This is a genomic window from Actinoplanes sp. NPDC051859, assembly GCF_044452725.1.
In the GTDB taxonomy this organism is placed as follows: Bacteria; Actinomycetota; Actinomycetes; order Mycobacteriales; family Micromonosporaceae; genus Actinoplanes.
This window is the reverse complement of the sequence record NZ_JBITBX010000005.1, coordinates 222,018-247,755: the sequence shown is the minus strand read 5'-3', so window position 1 is coordinate 247,755 and position 25,738 is coordinate 222,018. Positions and strand designations below refer to the sequence as shown.

General features: G+C 68.4%; 26 protein-coding genes. 11 read left to right on the top strand and 15 right to left on the bottom strand.

The window, feature by feature from the left end:
- The first annotated feature begins 68 nt into the window (after positions 1 to 68).
- Positions 69 to 1,793: a hypothetical protein gene (locus ACIA1L_RS15105; RefSeq protein ID WP_396073275.1), complete on the top strand. Its 1,725-nt coding sequence runs from the start codon at positions 69 to 71 to the stop codon at positions 1,791 to 1,793.
- Between the two features lie 91 nt (positions 1,794 to 1,884).
- Complete coding sequence (locus ACIA1L_RS15100) at positions 1,885 to 2,487, top strand: class I SAM-dependent methyltransferase (RefSeq protein ID WP_396073274.1); 603 nt, start codon at positions 1,885 to 1,887, stop codon at positions 2,485 to 2,487.
- Between the two features lie 7 nt (positions 2,488 to 2,494).
- On the opposite strand, the gene paaE is transcribed toward ACIA1L_RS15100, so the two are convergent.
- The 9 genes from paaE to paaN all read right to left on the bottom strand — a co-directional run bounded on the left by paaE (position 2,495) and on the right by paaN (position 10,736).
- The gene (gene paaE, locus ACIA1L_RS15095) at positions 2,495 to 3,553 is read right to left on the bottom strand and encodes a 1,2-phenylacetyl-CoA epoxidase subunit PaaE (RefSeq protein WP_396073273.1); all 1,059 of its coding nucleotides are present in this window, start codon (positions 3,551 to 3,553) and stop codon (positions 2,495 to 2,497) included.
- A gap of 1 nt (position 3,554) precedes the next feature.
- Complete coding sequence (gene paaD, locus ACIA1L_RS15090) at positions 3,555 to 4,058, bottom strand: 1,2-phenylacetyl-CoA epoxidase subunit PaaD (protein WP_396073619.1); 504 nt, start codon at positions 4,056 to 4,058, stop codon at positions 3,555 to 3,557.
- Positions 4,059 to 4,168: 110 nt separating this feature from the next.
- Positions 4,169 to 5,047: a 1,2-phenylacetyl-CoA epoxidase subunit PaaC gene (gene paaC / locus ACIA1L_RS15085; RefSeq protein ID WP_396073272.1), complete on the bottom strand. Its 879-nt coding sequence runs from the start codon at positions 5,045 to 5,047 to the stop codon at positions 4,169 to 4,171.
- 10 nt (positions 5,048 to 5,057) lie between these two features.
- Positions 5,058 to 5,354, bottom strand: coding sequence for a 1,2-phenylacetyl-CoA epoxidase subunit PaaB (paaB, locus tag ACIA1L_RS15080; RefSeq protein WP_396073271.1), 297 nt, complete (start codon positions 5,352 to 5,354; stop codon positions 5,058 to 5,060).
- Positions 5,351 to 6,277 (bottom strand): 1,2-phenylacetyl-CoA epoxidase subunit PaaA, encoded by a 927-nt coding sequence (paaA, locus tag ACIA1L_RS15075; protein ID WP_396073270.1) that lies wholly within the window; start codon positions 6,275 to 6,277, stop codon positions 5,351 to 5,353. Before paaA ends, paaB begins: the two co-directional genes overlap by 4 nt.
- Positions 6,274 to 7,143, bottom strand: coding sequence for a 3-hydroxyacyl-CoA dehydrogenase family protein (locus tag ACIA1L_RS15070; protein WP_396073269.1), 870 nt, complete (start codon positions 7,141 to 7,143; stop codon positions 6,274 to 6,276). Before ACIA1L_RS15070 ends, paaA begins: the two co-directional genes overlap by 4 nt.
- Positions 7,140 to 7,874, bottom strand: a complete 735-nt coding sequence (locus ACIA1L_RS15065) for an enoyl-CoA hydratase/isomerase family protein (RefSeq protein WP_396073268.1) — start codon at positions 7,872 to 7,874, stop codon at positions 7,140 to 7,142. Before ACIA1L_RS15065 ends, ACIA1L_RS15070 begins: the two co-directional genes overlap by 4 nt.
- Positions 7,874 to 9,052: a thiolase family protein gene (locus ACIA1L_RS15060; protein ID WP_396073267.1), complete on the bottom strand. Its 1,179-nt coding sequence runs from the start codon at positions 9,050 to 9,052 to the stop codon at positions 7,874 to 7,876. Before ACIA1L_RS15060 ends, ACIA1L_RS15065 begins: the two co-directional genes overlap by 1 nt.
- Positions 9,045 to 10,736 (bottom strand): phenylacetic acid degradation protein PaaN, encoded by a 1,692-nt coding sequence (gene paaN, locus ACIA1L_RS15055; RefSeq protein WP_396073266.1) that lies wholly within the window; start codon positions 10,734 to 10,736, stop codon positions 9,045 to 9,047. The genes ACIA1L_RS15060 and paaN overlap by 8 nt, the downstream gene beginning before the upstream one ends.
- Before the next feature lie 103 nt (positions 10,737 to 10,839).
- On the opposite strand from paaN, the gene paaI reads away from it, so the two are divergent.
- From paaI to paaK, 3 genes are read left to right on the top strand one after another with little or no spacing between them, the layout of a single operon-like run.
- Positions 10,840 to 11,244 (top strand): hydroxyphenylacetyl-CoA thioesterase PaaI, encoded by a 405-nt coding sequence (paaI, locus tag ACIA1L_RS15050; protein ID WP_396073265.1) that lies wholly within the window; start codon positions 10,840 to 10,842, stop codon positions 11,242 to 11,244.
- On the top strand, positions 11,241 to 11,873 hold the full coding sequence (locus tag ACIA1L_RS15045) for a TetR/AcrR family transcriptional regulator (RefSeq protein ID WP_396073264.1): 633 nt from the start codon (positions 11,241 to 11,243) through the stop codon (positions 11,871 to 11,873). Before paaI ends, ACIA1L_RS15045 begins: the two co-directional genes overlap by 4 nt.
- A 38-nt stretch (positions 11,874 to 11,911) precedes the next feature.
- Positions 11,912 to 13,219: a phenylacetate--CoA ligase PaaK gene (gene paaK, locus ACIA1L_RS15040; RefSeq protein WP_396073263.1), complete on the top strand. Its 1,308-nt coding sequence runs from the start codon at positions 11,912 to 11,914 to the stop codon at positions 13,217 to 13,219.
- A gap of 231 nt (positions 13,220 to 13,450) precedes the next feature.
- Here paaK and ACIA1L_RS15035 read toward each other — a convergent pair whose 3' ends face one another.
- Entirely contained in the window at positions 13,451 to 14,443 is a 993-nt protein-coding gene (locus ACIA1L_RS15035) for a LacI family DNA-binding transcriptional regulator (RefSeq protein ID WP_396073262.1), read from the bottom strand.
- 100 nt (positions 14,444 to 14,543) lie between these two features.
- Between ACIA1L_RS15035 and ACIA1L_RS15030 the strand changes: the two genes are divergently transcribed.
- The 6 genes from ACIA1L_RS15030 to ACIA1L_RS15005 all read left to right on the top strand — a co-directional run bounded on the left by ACIA1L_RS15030 (position 14,544) and on the right by ACIA1L_RS15005 (position 20,852).
- The gene (locus ACIA1L_RS15030) at positions 14,544 to 15,713 is read left to right on the top strand and encodes a Gfo/Idh/MocA family protein (protein WP_396073261.1); all 1,170 of its coding nucleotides are present in this window, start codon (positions 14,544 to 14,546) and stop codon (positions 15,711 to 15,713) included.
- A 29-nt stretch (positions 15,714 to 15,742) separates the two neighbouring features.
- Positions 15,743 to 16,759 (top strand): sugar phosphate isomerase/epimerase family protein, encoded by a 1,017-nt coding sequence (locus ACIA1L_RS15025; RefSeq protein WP_396073260.1) that lies wholly within the window; start codon positions 15,743 to 15,745, stop codon positions 16,757 to 16,759.
- A gap of 118 nt (positions 16,760 to 16,877) precedes the next feature.
- The gene (locus tag ACIA1L_RS15020) at positions 16,878 to 17,744 is read left to right on the top strand and encodes an SDR family oxidoreductase (protein ID WP_396073259.1); all 867 of its coding nucleotides are present in this window, start codon (positions 16,878 to 16,880) and stop codon (positions 17,742 to 17,744) included.
- A gap of 161 nt (positions 17,745 to 17,905) precedes the next feature.
- Positions 17,906 to 18,313, top strand: coding sequence for a hypothetical protein (locus ACIA1L_RS15015; RefSeq protein ID WP_396073258.1), 408 nt, complete (start codon positions 17,906 to 17,908; stop codon positions 18,311 to 18,313).
- On the top strand, positions 18,310 to 19,716 hold the full coding sequence (locus ACIA1L_RS15010) for a hypothetical protein (RefSeq protein ID WP_396073257.1): 1,407 nt from the start codon (positions 18,310 to 18,312) through the stop codon (positions 19,714 to 19,716). The genes ACIA1L_RS15015 and ACIA1L_RS15010 overlap by 4 nt, the downstream gene beginning before the upstream one ends.
- 44 nt (positions 19,717 to 19,760) lie before the next feature.
- Positions 19,761 to 20,852: a S8 family serine peptidase gene (locus ACIA1L_RS15005; protein ID WP_396073256.1), complete on the top strand. Its 1,092-nt coding sequence runs from the start codon at positions 19,761 to 19,763 to the stop codon at positions 20,850 to 20,852.
- 265 nt (positions 20,853 to 21,117) lie between these two features.
- Here the strand turns inward: ACIA1L_RS15005 and ACIA1L_RS15000 are convergent, their stop codons facing one another.
- From ACIA1L_RS15000 to ACIA1L_RS14980, 5 genes are all read right to left on the bottom strand, one after another.
- The gene (locus tag ACIA1L_RS15000) at positions 21,118 to 21,681 is read right to left on the bottom strand and encodes an HAD domain-containing protein (protein WP_396073255.1); all 564 of its coding nucleotides are present in this window, start codon (positions 21,679 to 21,681) and stop codon (positions 21,118 to 21,120) included.
- 128 nt (positions 21,682 to 21,809) lie between these two features.
- Positions 21,810 to 22,670 (bottom strand): sugar phosphate isomerase/epimerase family protein, encoded by an 861-nt coding sequence (locus tag ACIA1L_RS14995; protein WP_396073254.1) that lies wholly within the window; start codon positions 22,668 to 22,670, stop codon positions 21,810 to 21,812.
- A complete protein-coding gene (locus ACIA1L_RS14990; RefSeq protein ID WP_396073253.1) occupies positions 22,667 to 23,680 on the bottom strand; it encodes a Gfo/Idh/MocA family oxidoreductase in 1,014 nt (337 codons plus the stop codon). The genes ACIA1L_RS14995 and ACIA1L_RS14990 overlap by 4 nt, the downstream gene beginning before the upstream one ends.
- A gap of 184 nt (positions 23,681 to 23,864) precedes the next feature.
- Positions 23,865 to 24,680: an ATP-binding cassette domain-containing protein gene (locus tag ACIA1L_RS14985; RefSeq protein ID WP_396073252.1), complete on the bottom strand. Its 816-nt coding sequence runs from the start codon at positions 24,678 to 24,680 to the stop codon at positions 23,865 to 23,867.
- 3 nt (positions 24,681 to 24,683) lie between these two features.
- Complete coding sequence (locus ACIA1L_RS14980) at positions 24,684 to 25,736, bottom strand: ABC transporter permease (RefSeq protein ID WP_396073251.1); 1,053 nt, start codon at positions 25,734 to 25,736, stop codon at positions 24,684 to 24,686.
- Between the last annotated feature and the right edge of the window lie 2 nt (positions 25,737 to 25,738).

Sequence of the window (25,738 nt, the reverse complement as noted above, 5' to 3'; positions counted from 1 at the left end):
AAACGGCGTCGGCAGATCTGCGAATGGTCGCTGACGATGAGCGTGAGACTACAGAAGAGGTATCACCCATGCGAAGGTCCTACCGCCGGGCCGCTACCCGCCGGGGCCCCGACCGTCGTGTCATCGCCGCGGTGGCGGTGCTCGTCGCCTTCGGCGGCGTCATCGGCGTCACCCAGATCTCGAACGCCGACGAGAACACGCTGGCGGCGTGCACCGCACCCGCTGCCGGCGCCCAGGCCGCCTCGGGCGCCTCCGGTGCCGCGACGGACCCCAAGGTCGGCACCTACACCGACAAGGACGGCGACCTCCAGCACAAGGGCGACGGCCAACTCGCCAAGGGTGAGCAGGCCAAGGCGCCCGAGCCGGCCAAGGAATGCCAGCAGGGCAACTCGATCAAGAAGACCGTCAACGGGCTCGAGATCACCACGGACACCTGCGCGGACAGCCGCCTCCAGCCGCACGACGGCTTCCAGAAGGGCGACCGGTGCATCTCCACCGAGTTCGGTGAGGTCGGCGACGCCGCGAAGAACCCGACCCTGCTGATCACCGAGTTCCCGGAGCAGGTCCAGGTCGGCCAGCCGTTCACCCTCAAGGTGAGCACCCGCAACCTGGTCCGCGACCGCTTCCTGGCGGCCGGCCAGGGCGGCTACTACGTGGAGAGCTCCGTCCTCACCGCAGAAGGATTGGTCCGCGGCCACTTCCACACCGCCTGCCGGATGCTGGAAAGCACGAACGCCGCAGTCGACCCGTCCCCCGTGCCGGCGTTCTTCGTCGCCACCGAAGACAAGCGCGGCGGCGCCGAGCCGGACACGGTGACCATCCAGGTCCCGGGCATGCCCCAGGAAGGCACCGCCCAGTGCGCGTCGTGGGCCGGCGACGGCTCACACCGCGTCCCGATGATGCAGCGCGCCAACCAGACCCCGGCCATCGACGCGGTCCGCCTCACCGTCCAGGGCGGCGGCGGCAATAACAACGACGGCGACGACGACCAGGACAACGGCGGCAACAACGGCGGCGGCCAGAACAACGGTGGCGGCCAGGACGACAACGGCCAGGGTGACGGCGGCCAGAACAACGGCGGCGGCCAGAACGACAACGGCCAGGGTGACGGCGGCCAGAACAACGGCGGCGGCCAGAACGACAACGGCCAGGGTGACGGCGGCCAGGACGACGGCGACCAAGGCAACGGCCAGGACGACAACGGCGGCAACCAGGGTGGCAACACTGGTGGCAACCAAGGTGGCAACACTGGTGGCAACCAGGGTGGCAACACTGGTGGCAACCAAGGTGGGAACACCGGCGGCAACCAAGGTGGGAACACTGGTGGCAACCAGGGTGGCAACACCGGTGGCGACGCTCCGGCGCAGCCAACCACGCCAAAGACCGATGCCGGCACCACTCCGCCGAAGGCGCCGACGGTGACCATTCCGCCGAAGACGGGCAGCGGCCAGAACGCGGGCAAGGCCACCACCGCGCCGAAGCCTGCGGCGACTGAGACCGTGAAGGACGACGCGACGACCGCGCCGGCCGGCACGGCGGGCAAGCCGACCGCCAAGGCCACTGCGGCTCCCCAGGAAACAGCGGCCGAGGAGGGTTCGGACGCTGCAGAGGTCGAGGCGACCGAGCAGCCGGCCGCAGCGCAGGACACCGAGACCACCGAGGTCCAGGCGTCCGCCGACGACCGTCTCGCCCTCACCGGTGCGAACGTGACGACGGTCGCCCTCGGCGGCGCAATCCTCATCCTGGGCGGCCTGTTCGCCCTGAGCGTCGCGCGGCGGCGTCGGCAGGACTGAGCGCGTACGTTGAGCACGGGTTTCGGTCCGGGTCGTCAGCAGACGGCCCGGACCGATGCCGTTTTCCGCGCGACGCGGTAGGTTGCGCCTCATGGAGGCTTTCGATCAGCTCGCCGAGCTTTATCAGGGCGAGCACAGCCGCAATCCGCACCAGGCCGCGCTCATCGAGAAGATCGAGTCGATGGTTCCCACCACCGCCGCGATCCTCGACCTGGGCTGCGGCACCGGCGTGCCGACCGCCAAGGTCTTCACGGAGTCCGGCCATCGGGTCGTCGGCGTGGACATCGCCGAGGGCATGCTCCGGCTGGCCCGCGAGCAGGTGCCGGCCGCCGAGTTCATCCACGCCGACCTGCGCGAGCTCCCCGCCGATCTGGGCCGGTTCGGCGCCGTCACCGCTTTCTTCTCCCTGCTCATGCTGAGTCGCGCTGACATCGAGAAAACCCTGGTTCGGATCGCCGGCTGGTTGACGCCGGGCGGCCTGCTCGGGCTGGGCATGGTAAATCTGGATGCAGACTCGCTGCCGGTCGAGTTCATGGGCGTACCCGTCACGGTGTCCGGCTATCCGCAGGATGCCCTCGCGGCGCGAGTCACGGCGGCGGGGTTGGAGATCGTCAGCATCGAGACGGTCGAGTTCGTCCCGCCGGGCGGGCCGCCGGAAAGCCAGATTTTCGTCCTCGGTCGCCTGCCCGCCTGAGCACGCTTCAGTCGTCGAAGTCGACGATGACCTTGGGTGAGGTGGGGACCGACTGGCAGGTGAGGACGAAGCCGGCGTCGACCTCGTGCTGTTCGAGCGCGAAGTTGCGCCGCATCTGCACGTCGCCTTCGACGACCCGGGCGCGGCAGGTGCCGCAGACGCCACCCTTGCAGGCGAAGGGCAGGTCGGGACGGGACCGCTGGGCGCCCTCGAGGATGGTCTGTCCCTCGGGGATGCTCGCGGTCGTCGACCGACCGTCGAGCACGACGGTGACCTCGCTGCTCGGACCGGACGGTTCGCGTTCGGCGCGCAGCGGTTCGGGCGGCGCCTCGTCGACCCAGAACAGTTCGCGGTGGATCAGCTCGGGTGCTACGCCGGCCTCGCTGAGGACGTCGGTGGCGTCGGTGACCATGCCGAAGGGCCCGCACAGCCACCAGTGGTCGACGGCAGGCACGTCGATCAGCAACGGCAGCAGGGCACGCAGCTTTTCCGCGTCCAGCCGCCCGGTCAGCAGGTCGACCTCGCGGGCCTCGCGGGAGAGCAGGTGCACGAGTTCGAGCCGTGACGGGTACAGGTCCTTCAGGTCGGCGAGCTCTTCGGCGAACATGACCGAGTCGGCGCGCCTGTTGCCGTACAGAATGCTGATCTGGGCGTGGGGGCGCTGCAGCAGCGACGCGGCGATGGACAGCAGCGGGGTGATGCCGGACCCCGCCGCGATGAGCACGTGTCGCCCGCCAGCCTCGAGGTCGGGCGTGAAAGAGCCGGTGGGCGGCGCCACCTCGACCAGGTCGCCCGGCCGCACCTCACGGACCAGCCAGGACGAGACGAGTCCCCCGGGCACCTCGCGCACGCCGATCCGGGGCGCTGCTCCGGCGGGCGCACAAATCGAGTAGGTACGGCGTTCGTCGGCGCCGTCGTGGACGTGCCGGACGGTCAACGACTGTCCTGGTTGGAACGCGTACCGATCGGTCAGCTCGTCGGGCACGGCGAAGGTGACGGCGACGGCATCGTCGCAGAGGCGTTCGACAGCAGCGACCCGCAGCGGATTGAACTCGCGGACCACCACGTCAGATCTCCTTCACGTGCTCGAACGGTTCCCGGCAGGCCGGGCACCGCCGCAGCGACTTGCAAGCGGTGGCGCTGAACGCGGCGATTTCCTCGGTGTCCGCGGTGCCACATCGGGGACAGGGGATCGATTGCCGGGTCGCGCCGAGGGTCAGCGGGATCGGGCCGGTGGTCCGGCGCGGCGCCGGTCCGGGCGGCGAAATCCCGGCGGCGGCGAGCTTGTCGCGACCCGCTTCGGTGATCCAGTCGGTGGTCCAGGCCGGGGTCAATACGGTACGCACGTGGACCCGCGGAAAACCGGCCTCGCGGAGCGCCCAGGCCAGGTCGTCGCGGATGGTCTGCATGGCAGGACAGCCCGAGTAGGTCGGCGTGATCGTGACGACGACCTCGTCCGACGTTTCCTGCACCTCCCGCAGGATCCCCAGGTCGGCCAGGGTCACCATGGGAAGCTCCGGGTCGGCGACCCGCGCGGCGACCTCGGCGGCGGTTTCCCCGCTCGCGGCCACACCCGGGCCGGTAGCCGACGCACCGCTGGAGCGCTCGGCGTCCTGGGTCAGGGCGCCCTGCACCGCGGCCAGGAGAGGGTCGTCCGCTGAAGTCCACACCTCAGCGCCAATCACCAAACACCCCCGGGCAGGTTTCGTGCCAGGTTCTGCAGTTCGGCGAGGATGTCGGCCATAGCCGGGGTGTGCACGCCGTCCCGGCCGCGGGGTCCGTCTACGCCCGACGGCGGGACCTGGGCGGGCGTGAGTGTCGCGGCCTGCAAGACCTGCGCCCACACAGAGTCGAACTCCGCCCGTAGCGTCGACGGATCCACGGCGACGGCTGTCGACAGGCGCGACTCGATCTCATGTGTCGCGAAGAGCTCCGCGGTCAACGGCGCCACCGCGTCCACCGCCGCCTGCATGCGGTCGTGGGACAGCGGAGTGCCGTCGCCGAGCCGCACCACCCACTGCGCCGCGTAGTCACGGTGGTAGGTGATCTCCTTGACGCCCTTTGCGGCGATCGCGGCCAGAACCGGATCGGCCGACGCGGTCAGCCGGTCGAGCAGAGCCAGTCGCCAGGTCGCAAAGGCCAGCAGGCGGGCGGCGAGCTGGGCGAAGTCGTCATCCGTACGCTCGACCAGCTGCACGTTGCGGAAGTCGGCCTCCTCCCGCAGGTAGGCGAGCGCGTCCTCGTCGCGGCCGGCCTGTTCGACCGCACCGGCGCGGGACAGCAGCAACCGGGCCTGACCGAGCAGGTCGAGGGCGATGTTGGCGATCGCCAGCTCGTCCTCGAGCTCGGGCGACCGGGTCACCCACTGCTGGAGCCGATGCGACATGATCAGCGCGTCGTCGCCCAGCATCAGGCAGTACGCCGCCAGGTCGGCCCGGTCCACCCCGGCGGGCACCGCGGTGTCCACCCCGGCGAGCGGGTCGGTGAACCCGGTGCCGTACGCCCAGCGTGCGTCGTCGTCGTGGTCGGTGAGCGCCTCGTAGGCGGCGTCGAAGGACATGATGATCGCCTCAGATGTGCGGTACGGAGTCGGGGATCGCGTAGTACGTCGGGTGGCGGTACATCTTGTCGCCGCTCGGCGTGAAGAACGCGTCCTTGTCGCCGGGGCCGGAGGCGGCCACGTCGTCAGAGCGCACCACCCAGATGCTGACGCCCTCGTTGCGGCGGGTGTAGAGGTCCCGCGCGTGGTGCAGTGCCATCTGGTGGTCGGCGGCCCGCAGCGAGCCGACGTGCACGTGGTTGAGTCCGCGCTTGGCCCGGACGAACACCTCGAACAGCGGCCATTCGTGCTTGACGTCGTCGCTCATGCCGCCGCTCCCGCTTTCTTCGCCGCGTGGGCCGCGGCTGCCTCGCGCACCCAGGCGCCGTCCTCGTCGGCTTTGCGCCGGTGGGCGATCCGCTGGTCGTTGCAGGGTCCGTCGCCGGTGATGACCCGCTTCAGCTCGGCCCAGTCGGGGGTGCCGAAGTCGTAGTGGCCGCGCTCCTCGTTCCACCGCAGGTCCGGGTCGGGGAACGTGACGCCCAGCGCCTCGGCCTGCGGCACGCTCATGTCGACGAACCGTTGGCGCAGCTCGTCGTTGCTGTGCCGCTTGATCTTCCACGCCATCGACTGCGCCGAGTTGGGCGACTGGTCGTCGGGCGGGCCGAACATCATCAGCGACGGCCACCACCAGCGGTTCACGGCGTCCTGCACCATGTCGCGCTGCGCTTCAGTGCCGCGCATCATCGTCATCAACAGTTCGTAGCCCTGCCGCTGGTGGAACGACTCTTCCTTGCAGATCCGGATCATGGCGCGCCCGTACGGGCCGTACGAGCTGCGGCACAGCGGCACCTGGTTGCAGATGGCGGCGCCGTCCACCAGCCACCCGATGACGCCGACGTCCGCGAAGGACTTCGTCGGGTAGTTGAAGATGGACGAGTACTTCTGCTTGCCGTCGATGAGCCGGCGGGTGAGGTCGCCCCGGTCGGCGCCGAGCGTCTCGGCGGCGGAGTACAGGTAGAGACCGTGCCCGGCCTCGTCCTGCACCTTGGCGAGCAGGATCGCCTTGCGCCGCAACGACGGCGCCCGGGTGATCCATTCGCCTTCGGGCTGCATGCCGATGATCTCGGAGTGCGCGTGCTGGGCGATCTGCCGGATCATCGTCTTGCGATAGCCCTCGGGCATCCAGTCGCGCGGCTCGACCCGCTGGTCCTTCGCGATGGTGTCAGCAAAGACCTGTTCGTCGCTCATCGGCCCTCCCCCGGCTTGGTGGCGTTCCAGTCGTAGAAGCCCTGTCCGCTCTTGCGGCCCAGCTCTCCGCGGGCGACCTTGTCGCGCAGCAGCTTCGGCGGGGCGAACCGCTCGCCCAGCTCCTTGTGCAGGTGCTCGGCGATGGCAAGGCGCACGTCGAGGCCGACGAGGTCGGTGGAGCGCAGGGGTCCCATCGGGTGCCGGTAGCCGAGCTCCATCGCCCGGTCGATCGACGCCGCGTCAGCCACGCCCTCCTCGAGCATGCGGATCGCTTCGAGCCCGAGCAACACACCGAGGCGGCTGGTCGCGAAGCCGGGCGAGTCCCGCACGACGATCGGCGTCTTACCGAGCGCCTCCGCCCAGGACACCGCAGCGTCGCGGACGCTGTCCGTGGTGCGCGGCCCGACGACGATCTCGATGAGATCGCTGGCCGGGACCGGGTTGAAGAAGTGCATGCCGACGAACTGCTCCGGCCGGCGCAGCCCGGCGGCCAGACCGTCGATCGACAGCGAGCTGGTGTTGGTGGCGAGGACGGCGTGCTCACCGACCAGTGCCTCGGCCGCCGTCAGAATGCCGGCCTTCATCTGCGGGTCCTCGGGCACGGCCTCGATCACGAGCTCGGCGTCGGCGGGAACCGCAACGGCCAGCTCAACCCGCTCCAGCACGGCCGAAGGCTCCTCGCCGAGCTTGCCGCGCTCAGCGGCCCGCTGCAGCCCGGTCGCGACCCGCTCCCGCGCGGCTGTCGCCGCGGCTTCGTCGCGTTCCACGACCGTCACGACCGCTCCGGCAGCGGCGAAGACCTGCGCGATGCCCGCGCCCATCCGCCCGCCGCCGATAACCCCGACCCGCTTCGGTACGCCGTTCATCGTCGTTCTCCTGCCAGGAAGGCGTCCATGCGCGATCGCTTGTCGTCGGACTCGAACAGGATCGCCTGGGCCAGATCGTCGGTGACGGGATGACCGCCCGGAGCATCGGCAACCAGCTTGGTGAGCCGCAGTGCCAGCGGTCCGGAGCGGGCCATCCGGTCGAGCAGGGCATGCGCCCGCTTGAGCAAATCGCCGGCCGGCACCACCTCGGCGACCAGCCCGAGCCGAAACGCGTCGTCGGCGTCCAGCCGCCGGCCGGCGAGCAGCACCTGCTTGGCTACCGAGGCGCCGACGAGCTCCCGCAGCCGCCAGCAGGCGCCCGCCGCGGCGAGGATGCCCAGCCCGGGTTCCGGGTTGCCGAACACCGCGCTGGGCGACGCCAGTCGCACATCACACGCGTACGCCAGCTCGGCGCCGCCGCCCAGGGCGTACCCGTCGACAGCGGCGACCGTGGGCAGCGGAAGCCGGGCGATCCGGTCGAAGACGCGGCTGTTGATGCCCTGCAGGGCTTGCTCCCGGCCGCGTTCACGCAGCTCGGCGATGTCGGCGCCGGCGGCGAACGTGCCGCTGTCACCGGTGAGCAACAGCAGGCGCGGACGCTCCTCCAGCAGCGCGCACACGTCGTGCAGCTCGCGCACCATGGCCGCGTTGATCGCGTTGCGTGCCTCGGGGCGCGACAGGGTCACCACGACCCGGTCGTCGCGCTCCTCGACCTGCAGGGTGGTGGTCATCAGATCCGCTCCACCAGCATCGACACGCCCTGACCGACGCCGACGCAGAGGGTGGCGAGGCCGCGCCGGGCGTCCTCGCGTTCCATCCGGCCGAGCAGCGTGACGGCGATCCGAGCGCCGGAGCAGCCGAGCGGGTGTCCGAGCGCGATAGCACCACCGTCGGCGTTGACCCGGTCCTCGTCGAGCTTGAGGCGCCGAATGACGGCCAGCGACTGCACGGCGAAGGCCTCGTTGAGCTCCACCGCGTCGAGGTCGCCGACGCCCCAGCCCGCCCGGGACAACGCCTTCTCGGTGGCCGGTACGGGACCGACGCCCATGATGTGCGGGGACACGCCCGCGCTCGCCGACACGACGATGCGGGCGCGGGGTGTCAGGCCGTACCGTTCGACGGCCTCGCCGCTGGCAACCATGATCGCGGCGGCGCCGTCGGACAGCGGCGACGACGTGCCGGCGGTGACCACGCCGTCCTTGCGGAATACCGGCTTGAGGGCGCCGAGGCGCTCAAGTGTGCTGCCGCGCCGCGGGCTTTCGTCGACCGTGACTTCGCCACCCTTGACCGGAACGGGAACGATCTCGGCGTCGAAGCGACCGGCGTCGATCGCGGCGATGGCCCGCTCGTGGCTGCGCAGCGCGAACGCGTCGCTGTCCGCCCGGGTGATGCCGTCGAGGGCGGCGACCTCCTCGGCGGTCTCGCCCATGGTGAGCGTCTGCTGCGCGCTGAAAGCCGGGTTGGTGAAGCGCCAACCGAGCGAGGTGTCGGCCACCTCGCCGGGCCGCGCCCAGGGCGTGCCGGGCTTGGCCATCACCCAGGGCGAGCGGGTCATCGACTCGACACCGCCCGCGACCACCAGGTCCACCTCGCCGCTGCGCACCGCGCGGGCGGCGGAGACGATCGCGGTCAGGCCGCTGGCGCACAGTCGGTTGACCGTGTAGCCCGGAACGGTCTCGGGCAGGCCGGCCAGCAGGACGGCCATCCGGGCGACGTTGCGGTTGTCCTCGCCGGCCTGGTTGGCGGCGCCGAGCACAACCTCATCGATCGCTTCGGCGGGCACCCCGGCCCGCCGAACGGCCTCGCCCACCACGAGGGCGGCGAGGTCGTCGGGACGAACGCCGGCGAGCGCCCCGCCATACTTACCTTGCGGGGTGCGGACGCCGCCGACCAGAAACGCTTCAGGCATGGGTTTCCTCGCTGATGTGGTGCCGCGACTGCACGGTGAAGAAGCGGCCGGTCACGAACGCCGGGTCGGACAGCGATGCGGTGGCAGCCGGGTTGGCGGCGGTGCCGTGCAGATCGCTGAACGCGGCCGTCTGGTTGACAAATACTCCACCGAGCAGGTTCTGCGAGAGGTGCACACCGGCGTCCAGCGCGGCCTCACGCGCCGCGGCAAGCACGCCGGCCGAGGTGGAGTAGACCGCGGCGGTAAGGGCGCCGTGGTGGCGCACCGTCTCGGTGAACAGGCGCAGGCTGTGCTCGGTCGACTCGGTGGTGATCACAAACGAGATCGGGCCGAACCACTCCCGGGTGTAGGCCTTGTCGTCGGCCGCCGCGTCTAGCCGGGCGATCAGCGGGGTCCGCAGGGTCGCGCCCGGGAACTGCTCGTCAGCGACCTCCGTCGAGGGATGCACGACCGACGGCAGCGAGCCGGCCTCGGCGAGCCGGGCGAGCACGCCCTCGTTGACGATGGCACCCAGCGTGCCCGCAGCACGCTTCGGGTCGCCCAGCAGCTTGCCGACTGCCGCACCGAGGTCGGCAGCGAACTCGTCGGCGCTGCGGTGACCCGCGTCGGTCTCGATGCCGGCGGCGGGCACCAGCAGGTTCTGCGGGGTCGTGCACATCTGGCCGCTGTAGAGCGAGAGCGAGAAGGCCAGGTTGCGCAGCATGGCCTTGTAGTCGTCGGTCGAGTCGATGATGACCGTGTTCAGACCGGCCTTCTCGGTGTAGACGGCGGCCTGGCGGGCGTTGGCCTCGAGCCAGTTGCCGAACTCGCTGGACCCGGTGAAGTCGACGATGCGGACGTCGGGGTGGGTCGCCAGCGTGGCGGCAATGCCGTCGCCGCGCTCCTCGACGGCCAGCGTGACCACATTGGGGTCCTGACCGGCCTCGGCGAGCACCTCCCGGGCGATCTGCACGGTGATGGCCAGCGGCAGCACGGCACCGGGGTGCGGCTTGACGATGACCGGGTTGCCGGTGACCAGGCTGGCGAACAGGCCCGGGTAGCCGTTCCAGGTGGGGAAGGTGTTGCAGCCGATCATCAGCGCGACACCGCGGCCCACCACGGTGCTGGTCTTCTCCATGCGCAGCGGGTCGCCACCGCGCTGGGGCTTACTCCACGTGGTGACCGCGGGGATCCGCGTCGACTCGGCCAGGGCAACCGCGATGGCCTCCAACGCGCGGTCCTGCGCGTGCGCGCCCCCGGCCTGGAATGCCATGACGAACGCCTGGCCGCTGGTGTGCTGCACGGCGTGGGCCATCTCGAAGATCCGCGCATTGATCCGGCGCAGGATCTCGGCGGCGATGCCTGCCCGGCCCTGCGGACCGACCGCACGCCAGCCGGGCAGGGCAGCCCGGGCGGCAGCGATCAGGTCGCCCGGGTCACCCTTCGGGTAGCGGATGCCCAGATCGATCCCGTACGGCGACCGCTCGGTGGCAACATGCGAGGTGGCACCGGGCACCTCGATCGGGAAGTCCTTGCCGAGCAGGGCCTGGAACGCCTGCTCACCGTCCGCGGCAGCGGTCTCACCGTAGATCGACTTGCTCGGCGACTCGGGATAGGCCGACCAGTAATCACGCACACCGGCGGCCTCGATCGCCTTGTCGAGCAGCTCGCGGTGCGTCTCGTAGAACTCGGCGGGGGTTGTCACCGGCGCTCCTTTGCGGTTGGGTGTACCTATTATCTACCGTCCGTTCGGTCGGTAATGCAAGCCCTAGCCGGGAACGCAAGCCCTAGCCGGGATCGGGGGACAGATGACACAGACTGCGGCACACGAGATGTTCGGGCGCGACAGGGCCTCCCAGGCACTCGGAATTGAGCTCGTTTCCGCAGGTGAAGGCGCTGCGGTCGTCCGGATGAAGGTCACAGCCGCGATGGTGAACGGCCATGGCATCACCCACGGCGGGTTCGTCTTCCTGCTGGCTGACACCGCTTTCGCCTGCGCGTGCAACAGCCTAGGCCCGGTCACGGTCTCCGCGGGGGCGGACGTCGCGTTCCTGCGACCGACAGCCGAAGGCGACATGCTGGAGGCGCGGGCGCACGAACGGGCCAGCAGCGGCCGCAGCGGCCTCTACGACGTCACCGTGACCCGCGACGGGGACGTCGTCGCGGAGTTCCGCGGACGCAGCCGGGTGATCAGTCCAGGACGGCCGCAATGACCGCGAAGGAGTCCGTTCACCTGCTGATCCAGCAGGACAGCCGGGCCCGCCGCGGACGCCCCGGCCACGACCTCGACGCGGTGCTGACCGCCGCAGTCCAGCTCTTCAACGAGCGGGGCTACGACGCGACGAGCATGGACGACTTGGCCCGGAAACTGAAAATTACCAAATCAAGCATTTACCACCACGTACGCGGCAAACAGGAGCTGCTGCGGCTGGCGATGGAACACGCACTCGACGGCCTCGGTGAAGCTATGGCAGCGGTCCAACGGATGCCGGACGCGCCCGCGCTCGAACGCCTCGAAACGTTGCTCCGCCTCAGCGTCGAGGTCCTGGCCGAGCGGCTCCCCTACGTCACGCTCCTGCTGCGCGTCCGCGGCAACTCCGACGTCGAAACCGAGGCCCTTCGGCGGCGCCGACTCTTCGACCACCAGGTCACCCTGCTGGTCAAACAGGCACAGGCCGAAGGAACCGTACGCGCCGACGTCGACCCCGCGACCGCATCCCGCCTGGTCTTCGGCATGGTCAACTCGCTCATCGAGTGGTACAGCCCAGAACGCGGCGGCACCCAGGAGCTCGCCGCCACCATCACCGCGCTGGCCTTCGACGGGCTGCGCACCCGCCAGTAAAAGACCGTCAGGGTCATCGACCTCGTGAGGAGTCGACGATGCAGGACCGCTCACCCCGCCTCGAGGACCTGGATCCGATCGAACGCGCTTCCGTCGATGAGCTCCGTGCCACACAACTGGAGCGCTTACGGTGGTCGCTGCGGCATGCCTACGACAACGTGCCGTGCTACCGGGAGATGTTCGAGGCTCACCAGGTCCATCCCGATGACCTGCACGAGCTCACCGATCTGGCGAATTTTCCGTTCACCGACAAGGAAGTCCTGCGCTCCCACTACCCGTTCGGAATGTTCGCGGTGCCGCGAGAGCGCATCTCGCGCCTGCACGCCTCGTCGGGGACGACCGGCCGGCCGACAGTGGTGGGCTACACGGCACAGGACCTGAGGACCTGGGCGCACCTGATGGCCCGCTCGATTCGGGCGTCGGGCGGGCGACCGGGCGACCGCGTGCACGTCGCCTACGGATATGGCCTGTTCACCGGCGGCCTCGGAGCCCACTACGGCGCCGAGGAGTTGGGGTGCACCGTCATCCCGGTCTCCGGTGGCATGACGGAGCGACAAGTCATGCTGATCCGAGACTTCGAGCCGGACATCATCATGGTCACGCCCAGTTACATGCTGGCGATCGTGGACGAAATGCACCGGCAGGGCGTCGACCCGCGCCGCACCTCGCTGTCCGTCGGCATCTTCGGCGCCGAACCTTGGACCCAGGACCTGCGCACGGAGATCGAGCAGCAACTCGGCATCCACGCGCTCGACATCTACGGCTTGTCGGAAGTGATGGGGCCCGGCGTCGCCACGGAATGCGTCGAGACCAAAGACGGCCTGCACGTGTGGGAGGACCACTTCTATCCGGAGATCATCGATCCGCAGACCGGCGAGGTGCTGCCCGACGGCGAAGTGGGCGAGCTGGTCTTCACCTCGCTGACCAAGGAAGCCATGCCGGTCGTCCGATACCGCACCCGCGACCTGACCCGCCTGCTGCCCGGCACGGCCCGCCCGATGCGCCGCATCGAGAAGATCACCGGACGCACCGACGACATGATCATTCTGCGCGGCGTCAATCTCTTCCCCGCCCAGATCGAAGAGCTCATCCTTCGTACGCCTCACCTCGCCCCGCACTTCCAATGCGTCCTGCACAGCGCCGGACGGCTCGACGCGATGACGGTGAAGGTGGAACGGCGAGCCGACACCCCGGCGCCTGCCGCTGAAGAGGCCGGGCGACACCTTGCCGCACTGGTGAAGAACACGATCGGGGTCAGCGTGGCGATCGAGGTGATCGAGCCCGACGGCGTGGAGCGCTCGGCCGGCAAGATGCGCCGCATCGTGGACCAACGCCGCCAGGGCTGAGGACCAACCAGCACTGGGCCGCACACCCTGCACGGGACTGCGCCCCGCAAGCGTCGCGGGAACTGGGCGAGACCGTGCCACGCAAGCGTCGCGGGAACTGGGCGAGACCATGCCACGCAAGCGTCGCAGGAGCTGGGCGAGACCATGCCACGCAAGCGTCGCAGGAGCTGGGCGAGACCATGCCACGCAAGCGTCGCAGGAGCTGGGCGAGACCGTGCCAAGCGAGCTGGCTCATGGCGGTGGGGCCGTGCTGCCGCGAATCACCAGGTGCGGGTTGAGCACGACCTCCACTCGCTCTGTCCTGCCTTCGTCAAGGCGCTCCACTGCGGCGCTCACCGCGAACTTCGCCTGAGCGGGGGCGTCTTGGTTGACCGTGGTCAGGTCGATGTGGGCGAGGCGGGCCAGGCTGCTGTCGTCGTACCCAATGATCGACATGGCCTCGGGAAGCACCCAGCCGCAGCGGACCAGGGCGTCCATGAGTCCGACGGCACAGCGGTCGTTGCTGGCGACGACCGCTGTCGGCGGGTCGCTGTCCGCGGCGAGCAACCGGCCCGCGCGGATGCCGCCCTCTTCGGTGTGGTCGCCCGAGATGATCCTGATGTCGTCGCGCAGCCCGGCCTGGCGCATGGCATCGCGATAACCTCGCCGGCGCGCGGAAGCGACCGCGCCGCGGCCCCCGTCGAGGAACGCGATCCGGCGATGGCCGAGGTCGATCAGGTGAGACAGCGCCTCAGCCACGCCCAGATGATCCGCCGAGCGGACCACGTCGACGGGGGCGGCGACACGTCGCCCGATCGCCACCATCGGCACCTGACCGGCGAGGACACTGAGCCGCTCGTCGGCGAGGTCCGGCCCGAGCAACAGGACGGCCTCGCAGCGGAAATCCAGCAGCGTCTCCACCGCCCGCTCCTCGGCACGAAGCCGAGTCACAGTAGACAACACCACCTCGTAGCCGACGCCGTCCGCCGCGACCTGGACCTCCTCGACGAGCTCCGCGTGGAAGGGGTTGCGAATGTCGAGCAGCACACCGAGCAGATGCCGCCGCCGCCGAGCCAACATGCTCGCCGATCGATCGGCGCGATATCCCAGGTCGGCGGCTGCTTCGAGCACCCGTCGACGGGTTTCCGCACTCGGACCCGGGGCACCACGCAGGACCAGCGAGACCGACGCTGTGGAAACGCCGACGCGTGCCGCGACGTCACCGAGCCGCGGCCGATGATCCATATCGATGCCTCCTTGACAGGCCATGCGAACGAGATGGATAGTACTGGAAATTAAAGCGCTTTAAAAGCGCCTCGGGCTCCTCTCTCCCGAAGGTCCTCGCATGAGTGATCCGTCCCTCGGCGTGGCTGTGATCGGGGCCGGCATGGTCGGCCGCGCGCACGCCTACGCCTACCGCAATGCGTCCACCGTCTTCGGCCCTGGCCTGCCGCCGGTGCGCCTGGTCGCCATCGCCGACGTCCATGAACCGTTCGCCAGCGACACGGCCCAGCGATACGGTTTCGCACGCGCCGAAACCGACTGGCGCGCCGTCATCGACGCACCCGACATCCAGGCGGTCAGCGTCGCCGTCGCCAACCACCTGCACCGCGAGATCGTCGAGGCGGCCCTCGCCGCAGGCAAACATGTCCTCTGCGAGAAGCCGCTCGCACCGACCGTGACCGATGCACAGGCCATGGTGGACGCTGTCGCCGCCACCGACCGGATCGGCGCGGTGGGCTTCACCTTCCGCCGCTCCCCCGCGCTCAATGCCATCCGGGAAGAGATCGTCAGCGGGCGCCTCGGCCGGGTGCGGCACCTCGTCGGCAACTACTGGACCGACTACGGCTTCGACCCCCAACGCCCGATGAGCTGGCGTTACCAGGGCGGCCCCGGCTCCGGCGTGCTCGCCGACATCGGCAGTCACCTGGTCGACCTGGCCGAGTTCTTCTGCGGCCCGACCGCCGGCGTCCAAGGCGCCGCCATGACCACGCACATCACCTCACGGCCTCAACCGCTCGGCATCGCGGTCGGACACGCGGGTGGCGTCCAGCTCAGCGACGAGCGGCACCCCGTCAGCAACGAAGACATCTGTACGTTCACCGCGGCCTACCACGGCGGAACACTCGGCACCTTCTCGCTGTCCCGAGTGGCGTACGGGCACGCCAACACCCTGCGGCTCGACCTGTTCTGCGAGAACGGCACCGCTTCCTTCGACCTGACCCGCCCCGGCGAGTTCAGCATCATCGACGGCACTCCTGGCGAGCCGGTCAACGGTGCCCGGCAGGTGTTCATCGGGCCGTGGCACCCGTACGGTTCCCGCGGACTGCCGATGGACTTTCCCACCGTCGGGCACGGACAGAACGATTTCTTCATCTACCAGGCCCGCGCCTTCCTCGGTCAGATCGTCGGCGAAGACAAGCTCCCACCCTGCCCCGATCTAGCCCACGGACTCCACAACCTGCGCGTGCTCGAGGCGGTCGTCGCCGCCACCGACAAACCGGTGCTGCTCTGAGCCCCCCTTTCCTCCCGAGAGGTCACACCATGAAGTTCGGTGCGTACACCGCCTGCCTGCACGACCGTCCCCTCGACGAAACCCTGAAGATTCTCGCCGAGCTGGGCCTCAACAGCGCAGAAATCAACGCCGGCGGTTTCATCCCAGCCCCCCACCTGCCCTCCGACGACCTGCTCAGCAGCGCCGGCGCCCGCGAGGACTACCTCGGCCGGTTCGCTCAGGCCGGAGTCACGCTCACCGGGCTCAACGTCAACGGCAACCCGCTCAACCCGGACCCTGCCGTCGGTCGGAAGCACGCCGCCGACGTGCGCCGTGCGATCGACCTCGCCGCCGCGCTCGGGGTTCGGCGCGTTGTCACCATGTCCGGCCTACCCGAAGCGCATTCCGGCAGCACCACCGCCAACTGGGTCGTCAACCCGTGGGACAGCCAGTTCCTCGACATCCTCGACTACCAGTGGAACGAGGTCGCCGTCCCCTTCTGGAGGGACATCAACGCCCGCGCGGCAGCCGCCGACGTCAAGGTCTGCATTGAGATGCATCCGCAGAACCTCGTCTTCAACCCGCCCACTCTGCAGCGCCTCGTCGAACAGACCAACGCCACCCACGTGGGCGCCGAAATGGACCCGAGCCATCTCTTCTGGCAGGGAATGGACCCCGTCGCCTGCGTCAAATACCTCGGCGAGCTGGTCTTCCACGCGGCCGCCAAGGACACCCGGATCAACACCGACAACATCCAGGTGTACGGGGTGCTGGACGACCGGTTCACGCGTACGCGGCCGGAAGAAAACCCCCTCAATCTCGGCGGACGGAACACCCTCAATCAATGGCCGCAAAGCCCATCGTGGGAATTCGTGGCGGTCGGCCGCGGCCACAGCGTCGACGACTTCTGGGTGCCGTTCCTGCGGGCGTTGCACGCGGTGGATCCGGAAATCGCGGTCAACATCGAACACGAAGATCAGGAATTCGACCAGATCGAAGGCCTGCGCCTAGCCGCTGAAAACCTCCTGCAAGCCGCCACCAAAGCCGGGCTCCGCAACGGGCATTGACGCTCCAGGCGGACCACTCACCCGGGGGTTCGCCTGGCCGGGGCCGTCTCCCGGCATGGGATGGCGATCAGCGGGAAAGATCTTTCCGCAGGGTCAATGCGCCAAGGGAAGGACAGGCATGGAAACCTCCGCCACCACCACACCCCGGGTCTGGTTCATCACCGGGGCAAGTAGAGGCCTCGGCCGCGCCTTCACCGAGGCAGCTCTCGCCGCCAGCGACAAGGTCATCGCCTGCGCCCGCGACGTTACGCCGCTCGACGGCCTTGCCGACCAACACCCGGAACGGCTACTAACGGTCCCGCTTGACGTCACGGACCGCGCAGCGGTCTTCGACGCCGTCAGCCGAGCTGTTCAGCACTTCGGCCGACTCGACATCGTCGTCAACAACGCCGGCGCCCTCTACACCGGCATGGTCGAGGAGTTCACCGAAGCCGCCGCCCGCGCCCAGCTCGAACTCAACTTCTTCGGCGCCCTCTGGGTCAGCCAAGCCGTCGCGCCGCAACTACGGGCACAAGGCCGCGGCCACCTCGTGCAAATCTCCAGCATCGGCGCACTCGGCGGCTTCCCGAGCTCCGGTCTTTACAGCGCGAGCAAGTTCGCGCTGGAGGGAATGAGCGAGGCCCTCGCTGCCGAGCTCGCCCCATCTGGAATCAAAGTGACCATCGTGCAGCCTGGCGGGTACTGGACAGGCCTCTACTCCCGCAGCACAGCAACCACCCCCAATCCTGCGTACGACTCGCTGCGGGCGGAGCTAGAGAAGCAGTGGGCTGAAGGCTCCATCGACAGCGAACCCCGATTGGCCGCCGAGGCACTGATGACCCTGGTCGCCAGCGACGACCCGCCGCTGCGCCTCCTCCTAGGCAGCATGGTCTACGACGTAGCCTTCGACATCTCCCGCCGCCGCATGGACACGTGGGCCAGCTGGGAACAGGTCAGCCGCGCCGCCGAAAAGGCCGTTCCGAACCCGGACGAGACTCCAGCCTGACTGTGCCCGGTGCGGGCACCTTGTCAGCAGGAAGTGACGACGGCACGGCGATCGACACTCATTGTTCCCGTATCGGGAGTCACTGCGCCCGGCTGCGGGGTGTCGATATCTACCGGTAGCCCGATAAACTCACTACCGGCAGGGACACGGGGAGGAACAAAGTGGGCATTCTGCACGACGGAAACGGCATCGACGTACATATCGATGGCCTGCGAGACCTAGCGAGGCAGTTGCGGAACGAGTCCGACAAGGCGCTCGGTCACGTCAACCGACGCGTTCAGTCGACCTTCGGTGCCGGCACGCCGTTCGGCGCCACCTCGCAGAGCGGCTACGTCTTTGCCGCCAAGCATCGCTACGACGCGGCCGCCCGCCGCGCACTCGACACCCTCAACGCCTACGCCCTGCGAGCCGCAGCGCTCGCCGACGCTGCTGAGGCAATCGCCGCGAAGTACGGCGACTCAGACGCCTTCGCCAAGGCCGAGGCCAGCGACGTGCACCGCGAATTCGCTCTAGCTCTGACCAGACGACAGCAGCAAGCCGCTGGTACGAAGCCCGGGGAGGCAGCATGACCGAGCAGAGCCCGGGTGGCTGGTGCACGAACTGGTCTGCGTTCAACGTCGAATCCATCTGGCAGATGGTCGAGGGCGAAGGTGCCGACGACAGCTGGGAGCAGGTCCACCGCTGGGCCGACATCGAGTCCGTCGTCAACGGCCACTCCGCATGGTTGGCAGCATTCCAAGCCGAGGTCGAACGCGTGTGGCCCTCAAGCGGAGCAGCATCCGCCGCATTCGGAACGCAGATCAACGTCCTCAAGGCGAACATGGAACAGACTGTGATCGCCGCCGGCCGTACAAAGCACGCCCTCGACAGCATCCTGAACAACCTCAACGAGACTAAGGCGAAGATCGCCGAAGTTCGCGGCGACTACGCTGAGGCATCGGACGATCTCGTAATCCGCCAGATCGACGGCGCCGAGGACGAGCTGAACGATAAGGCCCGCCGCATCATGGCCGACTCCGAAAACGTGGTCCGCCAGCATACGGTCAGCATCGTCGCACCGCCCGAGTTCCTCGATCCGGGCATTCGCACGCCGAAAAAGGACGATGGGCCGGAAGGGCCAAAGGGGGCCGGCGGGGCCAGTGGGGCCGGAAGCGTCGGTGCCCTCATCCCGCCTGTGCCACACAATCCGCCTGCCCCGATCGCCGGTGTCGATCCCATGATGCCGGACGGTAAGGATTGGCTGTCCCCTGTCGTCGGCGGATCGCCAAGCGACAGTCCTGGAGGTACTGGACCTGCGCTTAGTGGGGCCATCACATCGCCGGCTATAGATCCCGCCCGTACCACGGTAAACCCGACCGTCGCTCCCGGAGCACCAGCAACCGGTAGCTCACATCCGGCTGGGATGCTGCCGGGCCTCTCCGGACCAGGTATCGGCGGCGGAGCCGGTGTAATCGGCGGACCGCCTCGTGGCGGGACGACTCCATTCGCCTTGACGCCCACGGCGGGGCGACCAGTGAACGGCGTCATCGGCGGAGCAGGCGGCAGTTTCGGTGGTCGTGGCACCGGAGTCGGCGCATCGGGCGGCGGCGCCGGGATCGGCAGCGTAGGTCGAGGCGCTGGAGCCAGCGGTGCGGGCCGAGACGCCGGAGCCGGTAGCCGCACGTCAGGTTTGCCGAACAACGGCGTCATCGGCGGCGCTCCGGCCGGCACTCGTCCTGCGGCTGGCCGAGGTCCGTCCGGCATCTCTGGCGCGACAGGTTCCTCCCCCAGTGCGCGGCCGACAAGTTTGGGTCAGGCGGCCGGCCTGCACCCGGCGAGCGGGCGGCGTCGGGAATCAGGACCCGAACAAGATTCCCTTCATTGGGATCCCGATAACCCTTGGGAAGTCGCCGAAGGCGGCCCGGCCGTCATCGAGCCGGATCTTCGCGACCACCGGCACGACGCCGGTCCCGGCGTCATCGGCGCGTCCTGATGCCGCTCGGCACAGCTTCGTTACGGCTATCGGTCGCGAGTGTGGTGGCTACGCTGACGCTCGTCGCGGCGCCGCCACCCGTATGGGCAGATCAGGTTCGGGACGCGCAGTGGCATCTCGACTACCTAAAGATCACGCAGGCGCACGCCATCACCAGGGGTGCTGGCGTAACGGTGGCGGTCCTAGACAGCGGTGTGGATGCTCAGCATCCGGATCTCAAAGGAGCGATTCTTCCGGGCGCCAACCTGACGATTCTGAAAGAGGGAAGCCCGGTCGGGTGGACCGACGAGGATGGTCACGGCACAGCGATGTCCGGCCTGATTGCCGCGCAGGGCAAAGCCGGCTCTGGCGCACTCGGCATCGCCCCAGAAGCAAAGGTCTTGCCAATCCGGCTACAGACTGATCGGACCACCCCTGTCTCAGGGTTCGAAGAGGCCCTCAAGATTGCAACTGCTCGTGGCGCCAAAGTGGTCAACATGTCTTTTGGATCACCAACGTTCGACTCCATCAACGCTGATGCGGTGGCGGCAGCGCAGGCGGCGGACCTCGTCCTCGTTGCCGCTTCGGGCAACGCTCCGGATGACAAGACCATCGGTTATCCGGCTTCATACCCAGGCGTGATCACAGTCGGGGCTGTCGACCGCAAAGGCAACCATGCCGACTACTCACTGAGCGGTGAGCAGATCATGTTGACTGCGCCGGGCACGGACATCACGTCGACAGATATCAAGCGTAATAACGCCAGCGGCTACAGCGCAGGGCCGGGCACCAGCAATTCTGCAGCGATTGTCTCAGGCGCGGTGGCATTGGTGCGCGCGAAGTATCCACAGTTGACCGCCGCTCAGGTGGTGGAGCGGATCACGTCGACGGCCACGGACAAGGGGCCGAAGGGGCGCGATCCCGAGTACGGCTACGGCGTCATCGACGTCATGGCCGCGCTGACAGCCCCGCTGGAAGAAGCACCGGCGCCGGCAACCGCCGCACCCGTGCCGCCGGGTTCCGGTGCCGACGCTCCCTCGGATAAGGACGGGTTGCCGACGGCGGCCCTCGCCGCGATCGGTGGCGGCGCGCTCCTGCTAGTCGGCACCCTGGCTGTCCTCGTCGTGTTGATCAGGCGGCGCCGGATAGCGACTTAGATCGTCTCAACGGGCGTCAGGTATCGGCTTGGCGCGGGATTCGCTTCGACGTCAGGCTCAGCGAAGTGCCGGTCTGCCCTTCGCCGGGAGTGCGCTATCGGGACGACCGAGTGCAGCCGGAAATCCAGCGCAGCCTTGAGTCGCGCGGGAGGGACGGCTGCGGCCCTCCCGCGAGGGCTCACCTGACGGCGGACGAGGTGGCGATAGCATGCCGCTGATGCAGCCTCCTGACGGCTTCTGCCGAAACGGCCGGTGGTCAGCGTGACTACTGCGGACGGATACTGCTCAGCCATCGGTGCATTGTGGTGAAGTCGGATTCGGCGAGGGCCGTCAGCGGGTCGACGCGATGCACCAAAGCCGGCGCAGGATAGCCGTTGCGCACCCACCGCTGGTCAGCCCCTGTCGCCTCATCGTCGAGCCAGATGAAGGGGCGACCGGCCGCCCAGTTCATCAGATGTTGCGTCTTCCAGTGCACATCAGGAGGCAGCGAATCCTCGCCTGGCACCGACAACGGCTCGGGGAATCCGACGACGGGCAACTTTGGAAGGCCGAGTCGCGGAGAGATGACGGCGTTGGCGTCCGACATCCAGGTCGTCGCCCAGACGAGGGCGCAGCCGAGGTTGAGCAGCCTGCGTCCATCAGCCGGGTCGAGTCGATCGAGGAGCGGGTTGCCGGATTCGGGACACGGATCGGCAGGGCTGGTGCCGAAGGTGTGGCTAGCCGGCCGGGCACGGAAGGGAATGAGCGTCCCGTCCACATCGAGGAACACCAGTACGGCGTCGATTGCATAACCTGCTGCGCTGGCTGAGCATGGTGAGCCGTTGATCATCGCGGCGAATGTACCGCACACGCGGCGGGTCGGGGCGACAATTCGGCGAGTGGCGACTGGGCCGCCCTGGAGCATTCGGGGAGTCGAGCCGCGCGTCGACGGAACGACCGAAGTAAGTCAGCTCGGTTTCAGCCGAAGTGTTTCTGCACGTACTGGGTGACCTGGGCGAGGTTGTGTCGGCAGCTTTCTTCCGCTCGTTCTTCCCACGCGAACACGCAGACCGTAGCGATCCCGTCGAATTCGACTTCGTGCAGCGTACGGAAGAACAGGTCCCAGTCCACCTCGCCCTGACCGATGTCGAGGTGTTGGTGCACTCGGGCCGCTGATCCGGGTGGGTTCACGATGTAGCGCAAGCCGGACGAGCCGCGGTGGTCGAAGGAGTCGGCGAGGTGGACCTGGGTGAGCAGCGGCCCGGCGTGGCGCATGATCGCAGCCAGGTCGCCGCCTTGGTGGAAGGTGTGGGGGGCGCAGTAGAGGAAGGAGACGAGGTCGGAGTTGATGCCGCGGACCAGGTTGATGCCGGCGATGCCGTCTTCGACGAAGTCGTCGGGGTGGGGTTCGAGGACGAGGCGGATGCCTTCGCGGTCGAAGATGGGCAGGAGTTCTTCGAGGGAACGCCAGAATTGGGCTTCGCTGGCGTGGGCAGCCTCGGGCCGGCCGTTGAACTCGGAGTTCATCACGGGGACGCCCAGGTCGATAGTGATTTCGATGGCTCGCTTCCAGTACCGCACCGCGGCCTGGCGTTCGTCCTCGTCGGGGCCTGACCACTTGTAGAGGGGCAGGACCGAGGCGATCTCGACCTCGGCGGCGGCCAGCGAACGTTTGAAGGCCTTGACGGTGGCACTGTCGGCGCGGGGGTGGACGAAGAACGGCAGGAAGTCGTCGCGGGGGGACAGTTCGATGTGGTGGTAGCCGAGGTTGGCGACGGTGCGGGGCAGGTCGAGCAGGGGCACTTTGCGGAGCATGTACGGGTCGAGGGCGATCTTCATGACACCACCTCGTAGAGTGCGGGCCGCGGCATCAGCGAGACCTCGACCCGCTGGCCGGTGCGCAGGGCCGTGACGCCTGCGTCGGAGACCACTGCGGCGGCATAGCCGTCCCAGGCGCTGGGGCCGAGCGGGGGTCCGCCCGCGGCGATTGAGTCGATCCATTCTTGGATTTCGACGTCGTAGGCTTGCAGGAACCGTTGTCGCCAGTCGGTGGGGATCGGGACGGCGAGTGTGCCGTCGGAGCGGACTGTGACGGGGCTGAGGTCGCCGAGGGCTGCGGTGCCGTTCTCGCCGATGACTTCGCCGCGGATGTCGTACCCGTAGCGGATGTTGACCGAGATCTCGACGTCGATGAGGGCGCCGCCGGCCAGTTCCAGCAGGAAGAACAGCGGGTCTTGCAGGGTGTCGCCGTTGCGGCTTTTCTTGGGTACGAGGACCTGGACTGCCGTGACCTCTTCGCCGAACAGCCAGCGCACCATGTCGATTTCGTGGACTGCCGTGTCCGTGATGGCGCTTTCTTTTTCGTAGTAGGCGGGCACGCTGGGGTTGCGGTGGGCGCAGTGCATCATCAGGGGCGTACCGATGGTGCCGCTGCTGACCACCGCTTTGAGTGCGCGGTAGGCGGCGTCGTACCGTCGCATGTAGCCGACCTGGACCAGCCGGCGACCGTGCGCGACCTCCGCTTGGACGATTCGGCGGCAGGCTTCTTCCGTGGTGGCGAGGGGTTTTTCGCAGAAGACTTGCTTGCCGGCGGCGATGGCGGCGAGGACATACTGCTCGTGGGTGGGGCCCCAGGAGCAGATGGCGACGGCGTCGACGCCAGGGTCGGCGATCAGTTCCTCGCCGCTGCCGTGCACGACTGTGCCGGGCAGCCGGTCGGCGACGTTCTTGGCGGCCTCGACGTCGACGTCCGTGACGGCGGTGACGGCGACCCCGGCCAGGACCCGGGTCATCCGCCGAATATGGTCCCGGCCGATCATGCCGGTGCCGATGACTCCGACCTTGAGCATGCGCACGATTTCCTTTCGGGAGGCGACGCGGGAACGACGCAGAACGCGGCGCGGAAACGACACACAACGCGGCGCGGAAACGACACAGAACGCGGCGCGGGACGCCACAGAGCACGGCGCACAGCAGGACAGAGCATGCGAATGGGCCGGGTGCGCAGCGGGTGGGCCGTGCTGCAGGGATGGCTCAGCGGCCGAGTTCGTGGGAGAGCTCGGCCAGTTCGTCGCCGCCGGCCATCTGTGCGGTGAGTTCGTCGAGGCTCACCTGTTTGCGGGTTTTGTCGAGGACGGTGCCGCCGAGCTTGAGGATGATGAAGTGGTCGCCGACCAGGTAGGCGTGGTGCGGGTTGTGGGTGATGAAGACGACGCCGAGGCCGGCGTCGCGGGCCGCGGCGACGTATTTGAGGACCACGCCGGATTGTTTGACGCCGAGGGCGGCGGTCGGTTCGTCGAGGATGAGGACGCGGGCGCCGAAGTAGACGGCGCGGGCGATGGCGACGCATTGGCGTTGGCCGCCGGAGAGGGTGCCGATGGGCTGGTCGATGTCTTTGACGATGATGCCCATTTTGCGGAGTTCCTCGTCGGCGATCCGTTTCATGTCGCGGATTTTGAGGCCGGCGAGCGGGATGCGGGCCGCGGTGAGTTCGGAGCCGAGGAAGAAGTTGCGCCACACCTCCATGAGGGGCACGACGGCGAGGTCCTGGTAGACGGTGGCGATGCCGTGGTCGAGGGCTTCGCGCGGGGAGGCGGAGGTCAGTTCTTGGCCGTTGACGCGCAGGGTGCCTTCGTTGTGCGGGTGCAGGCCGGACATGATTTTGATCAGGGTGGATTTGCCGGCGCCGTTGTCGCCGAGGACGCAGGTGACCTCGCCGGCGTTGACCCGCAGGCTGATGCCGCGCAGGGCGCGGATGGCGCCGTACGACTTGCCGACGTCGGCCATCTCGATCAGCGGCTCGCCCTTTTCCAGTCCGCTGTCGGCGTGGTGTGCGAGGGTGTCGGTCATGGCTCAGCCCACCTTGATCATCGACATGCGTTTGATGTAGAGGTTCACCAGGACGGCAAGCAGCAGCATGATGCCGAGGAAGGCGCGGAACCAGTTGGGGTCCCACCCTGCGTAGACGATGCCGAGGCTGGTCATGCCGAAGATGAAGGCGCCGATGGCGACGCCGATCGCGTTGCCGAAGCCGCCGGTGAGCAGTGTGCCGCCGACGACCGCGGCGATGATGTAGAGGAACTCGTTGCCGACGCCGTTGCCGGCTTGCAGGGTGTTGAAGCGGTAGAGCGTGTGCATGCCGATGAACCAGCCGAGGAACGAGACGGCCATGAACAGGCCGATCTTGGTCTTGACGACGGGGACGCCGACCGCGCGGGCGCTGTCCGGGGCGCCGCCGACGGCGAAGGTCCAGTTGCCGATGCGGGTCCGCTGCAGGATCCAGGCGGCGAGCGCGACGAAGAAGGCCCACCAGATGACCGTGATCCACACGGTGACCGGGCCGATCTTGAAGCTGGACGCGAAGATCTTGTTCAGCGACCCGAATCCGTCGATCTGGCTGATGTCGGCGCTGGACACCGAGCCGGTGACGAGCTTGGTGAGGCCCAGGTTGGCGCCTTGCAGGATGAAGAACGTGCCCAGCGTGATGAGGAAGCTGGGGATGCCGGTCTTCATCACCAGGTAGCCGTTGAGGAAGCCGACGAGCAGGCAGAACGCCAGCGAGAGCAGCGCGCCGATCCACAGGTTGACGCCGAAATACCAGCAGAACATCGAGTTGACCAGGCCGGCCGAGGTGGTGATGACGCCCGCGGAGAGGTCGAACTCGCCGCCGATCATGAGCAGGCCCACCGCGACGGCGACGATGCCGATGGTGGACGACTGGTAGAGGACGGTGAAGAACGATTCGGCGGACCGGAAGGCCGGGGCGGCGGAGAGGAAGAAGACGAAGATGAGTACGGCGGCAACCAGCGCACCCACCTCGGGGCGGGCGAGCAGTCGTTGGGACAGGCTGCGGGTTATTCGCGACGGCACCTCCACGGGTGGCGCCGCCTGCACGCTGTGGCTCATGG

Coding starts and splice junctions, on each gene's coding strand:
- paaC (WP_396073272.1), bottom strand. CDS start 5,047: ATGTCCTTCGACGCCGCCTACGAGGCGCTCACCGACCACGACGACGAC.
- ACIA1L_RS15100 (WP_396073274.1), top strand. CDS start 1,885: ATGGAGGCTTTCGATCAGCTCGCCGAGCTTTATCAGGGCGAGCACAGC.
- ACIA1L_RS15070 (WP_396073269.1), bottom strand. CDS start 7,143: ATGAACGGCGTACCGAAGCGGGTCGGGGTTATCGGCGGCGGGCGGATG.
- ACIA1L_RS15025 (WP_396073260.1), top strand. CDS start 15,743: ATGAAGTTCGGTGCGTACACCGCCTGCCTGCACGACCGTCCCCTCGAC.
- ACIA1L_RS14985 (WP_396073252.1), bottom strand. CDS start 24,680: ATGACCGACACCCTCGCACACCACGCCGACAGCGGACTGGAAAAGGGC.
- ACIA1L_RS15060 (WP_396073267.1), bottom strand. CDS start 9,052: ATGCCTGAAGCGTTTCTGGTCGGCGGCGTCCGCACCCCGCAAGGTAAG.
- ACIA1L_RS15045 (WP_396073264.1), top strand. CDS start 11,241: ATGACCGCGAAGGAGTCCGTTCACCTGCTGATCCAGCAGGACAGCCGG.
- ACIA1L_RS15035 (WP_396073262.1), bottom strand. CDS start 14,443: ATGGATCATCGGCCGCGGCTCGGTGACGTCGCGGCACGCGTCGGCGTT.
- paaK (WP_396073263.1), top strand. CDS start 11,912: ATGCAGGACCGCTCACCCCGCCTCGAGGACCTGGATCCGATCGAACGC.
- ACIA1L_RS15065 (WP_396073268.1), bottom strand. CDS start 7,874: ATGACCACCACCCTGCAGGTCGAGGAGCGCGACGACCGGGTCGTGGTG.
- ACIA1L_RS14990 (WP_396073253.1), bottom strand. CDS start 23,680: ATGCTCAAGGTCGGAGTCATCGGCACCGGCATGATCGGCCGGGACCAT.
- paaB (WP_396073271.1), bottom strand. CDS start 5,354: ATGAGCGACGACGTCAAGCACGAATGGCCGCTGTTCGAGGTGTTCGTC.
- ACIA1L_RS15030 (WP_396073261.1), top strand. CDS start 14,544: ATGAGTGATCCGTCCCTCGGCGTGGCTGTGATCGGGGCCGGCATGGTC.
- paaI (WP_396073265.1), top strand. CDS start 10,840: ATGACACAGACTGCGGCACACGAGATGTTCGGGCGCGACAGGGCCTCC.
- ACIA1L_RS15020 (WP_396073259.1), top strand. CDS start 16,878: ATGGAAACCTCCGCCACCACCACACCCCGGGTCTGGTTCATCACCGGG.
- ACIA1L_RS14995 (WP_396073254.1), bottom strand. CDS start 22,670: ATGAAGATCGCCCTCGACCCGTACATGCTCCGCAAAGTGCCCCTGCTC.
- ACIA1L_RS15000 (WP_396073255.1), bottom strand. CDS start 21,681: ATGATCAACGGCTCACCATGCTCAGCCAGCGCAGCAGGTTATGCAATC.
- ACIA1L_RS14980 (WP_396073251.1), bottom strand. CDS start 25,736: ATGAGCCACAGCGTGCAGGCGGCGCCACCCGTGGAGGTGCCGTCGCGA.
- ACIA1L_RS15010 (WP_396073257.1), top strand. CDS start 18,310: ATGACCGAGCAGAGCCCGGGTGGCTGGTGCACGAACTGGTCTGCGTTC.
- ACIA1L_RS15105 (WP_396073275.1), top strand. CDS start 69: ATGCGAAGGTCCTACCGCCGGGCCGCTACCCGCCGGGGCCCCGACCGT.
- paaA (WP_396073270.1), bottom strand. CDS start 6,277: ATGAGCGACGAACAGGTCTTTGCTGACACCATCGCGAAGGACCAGCGG.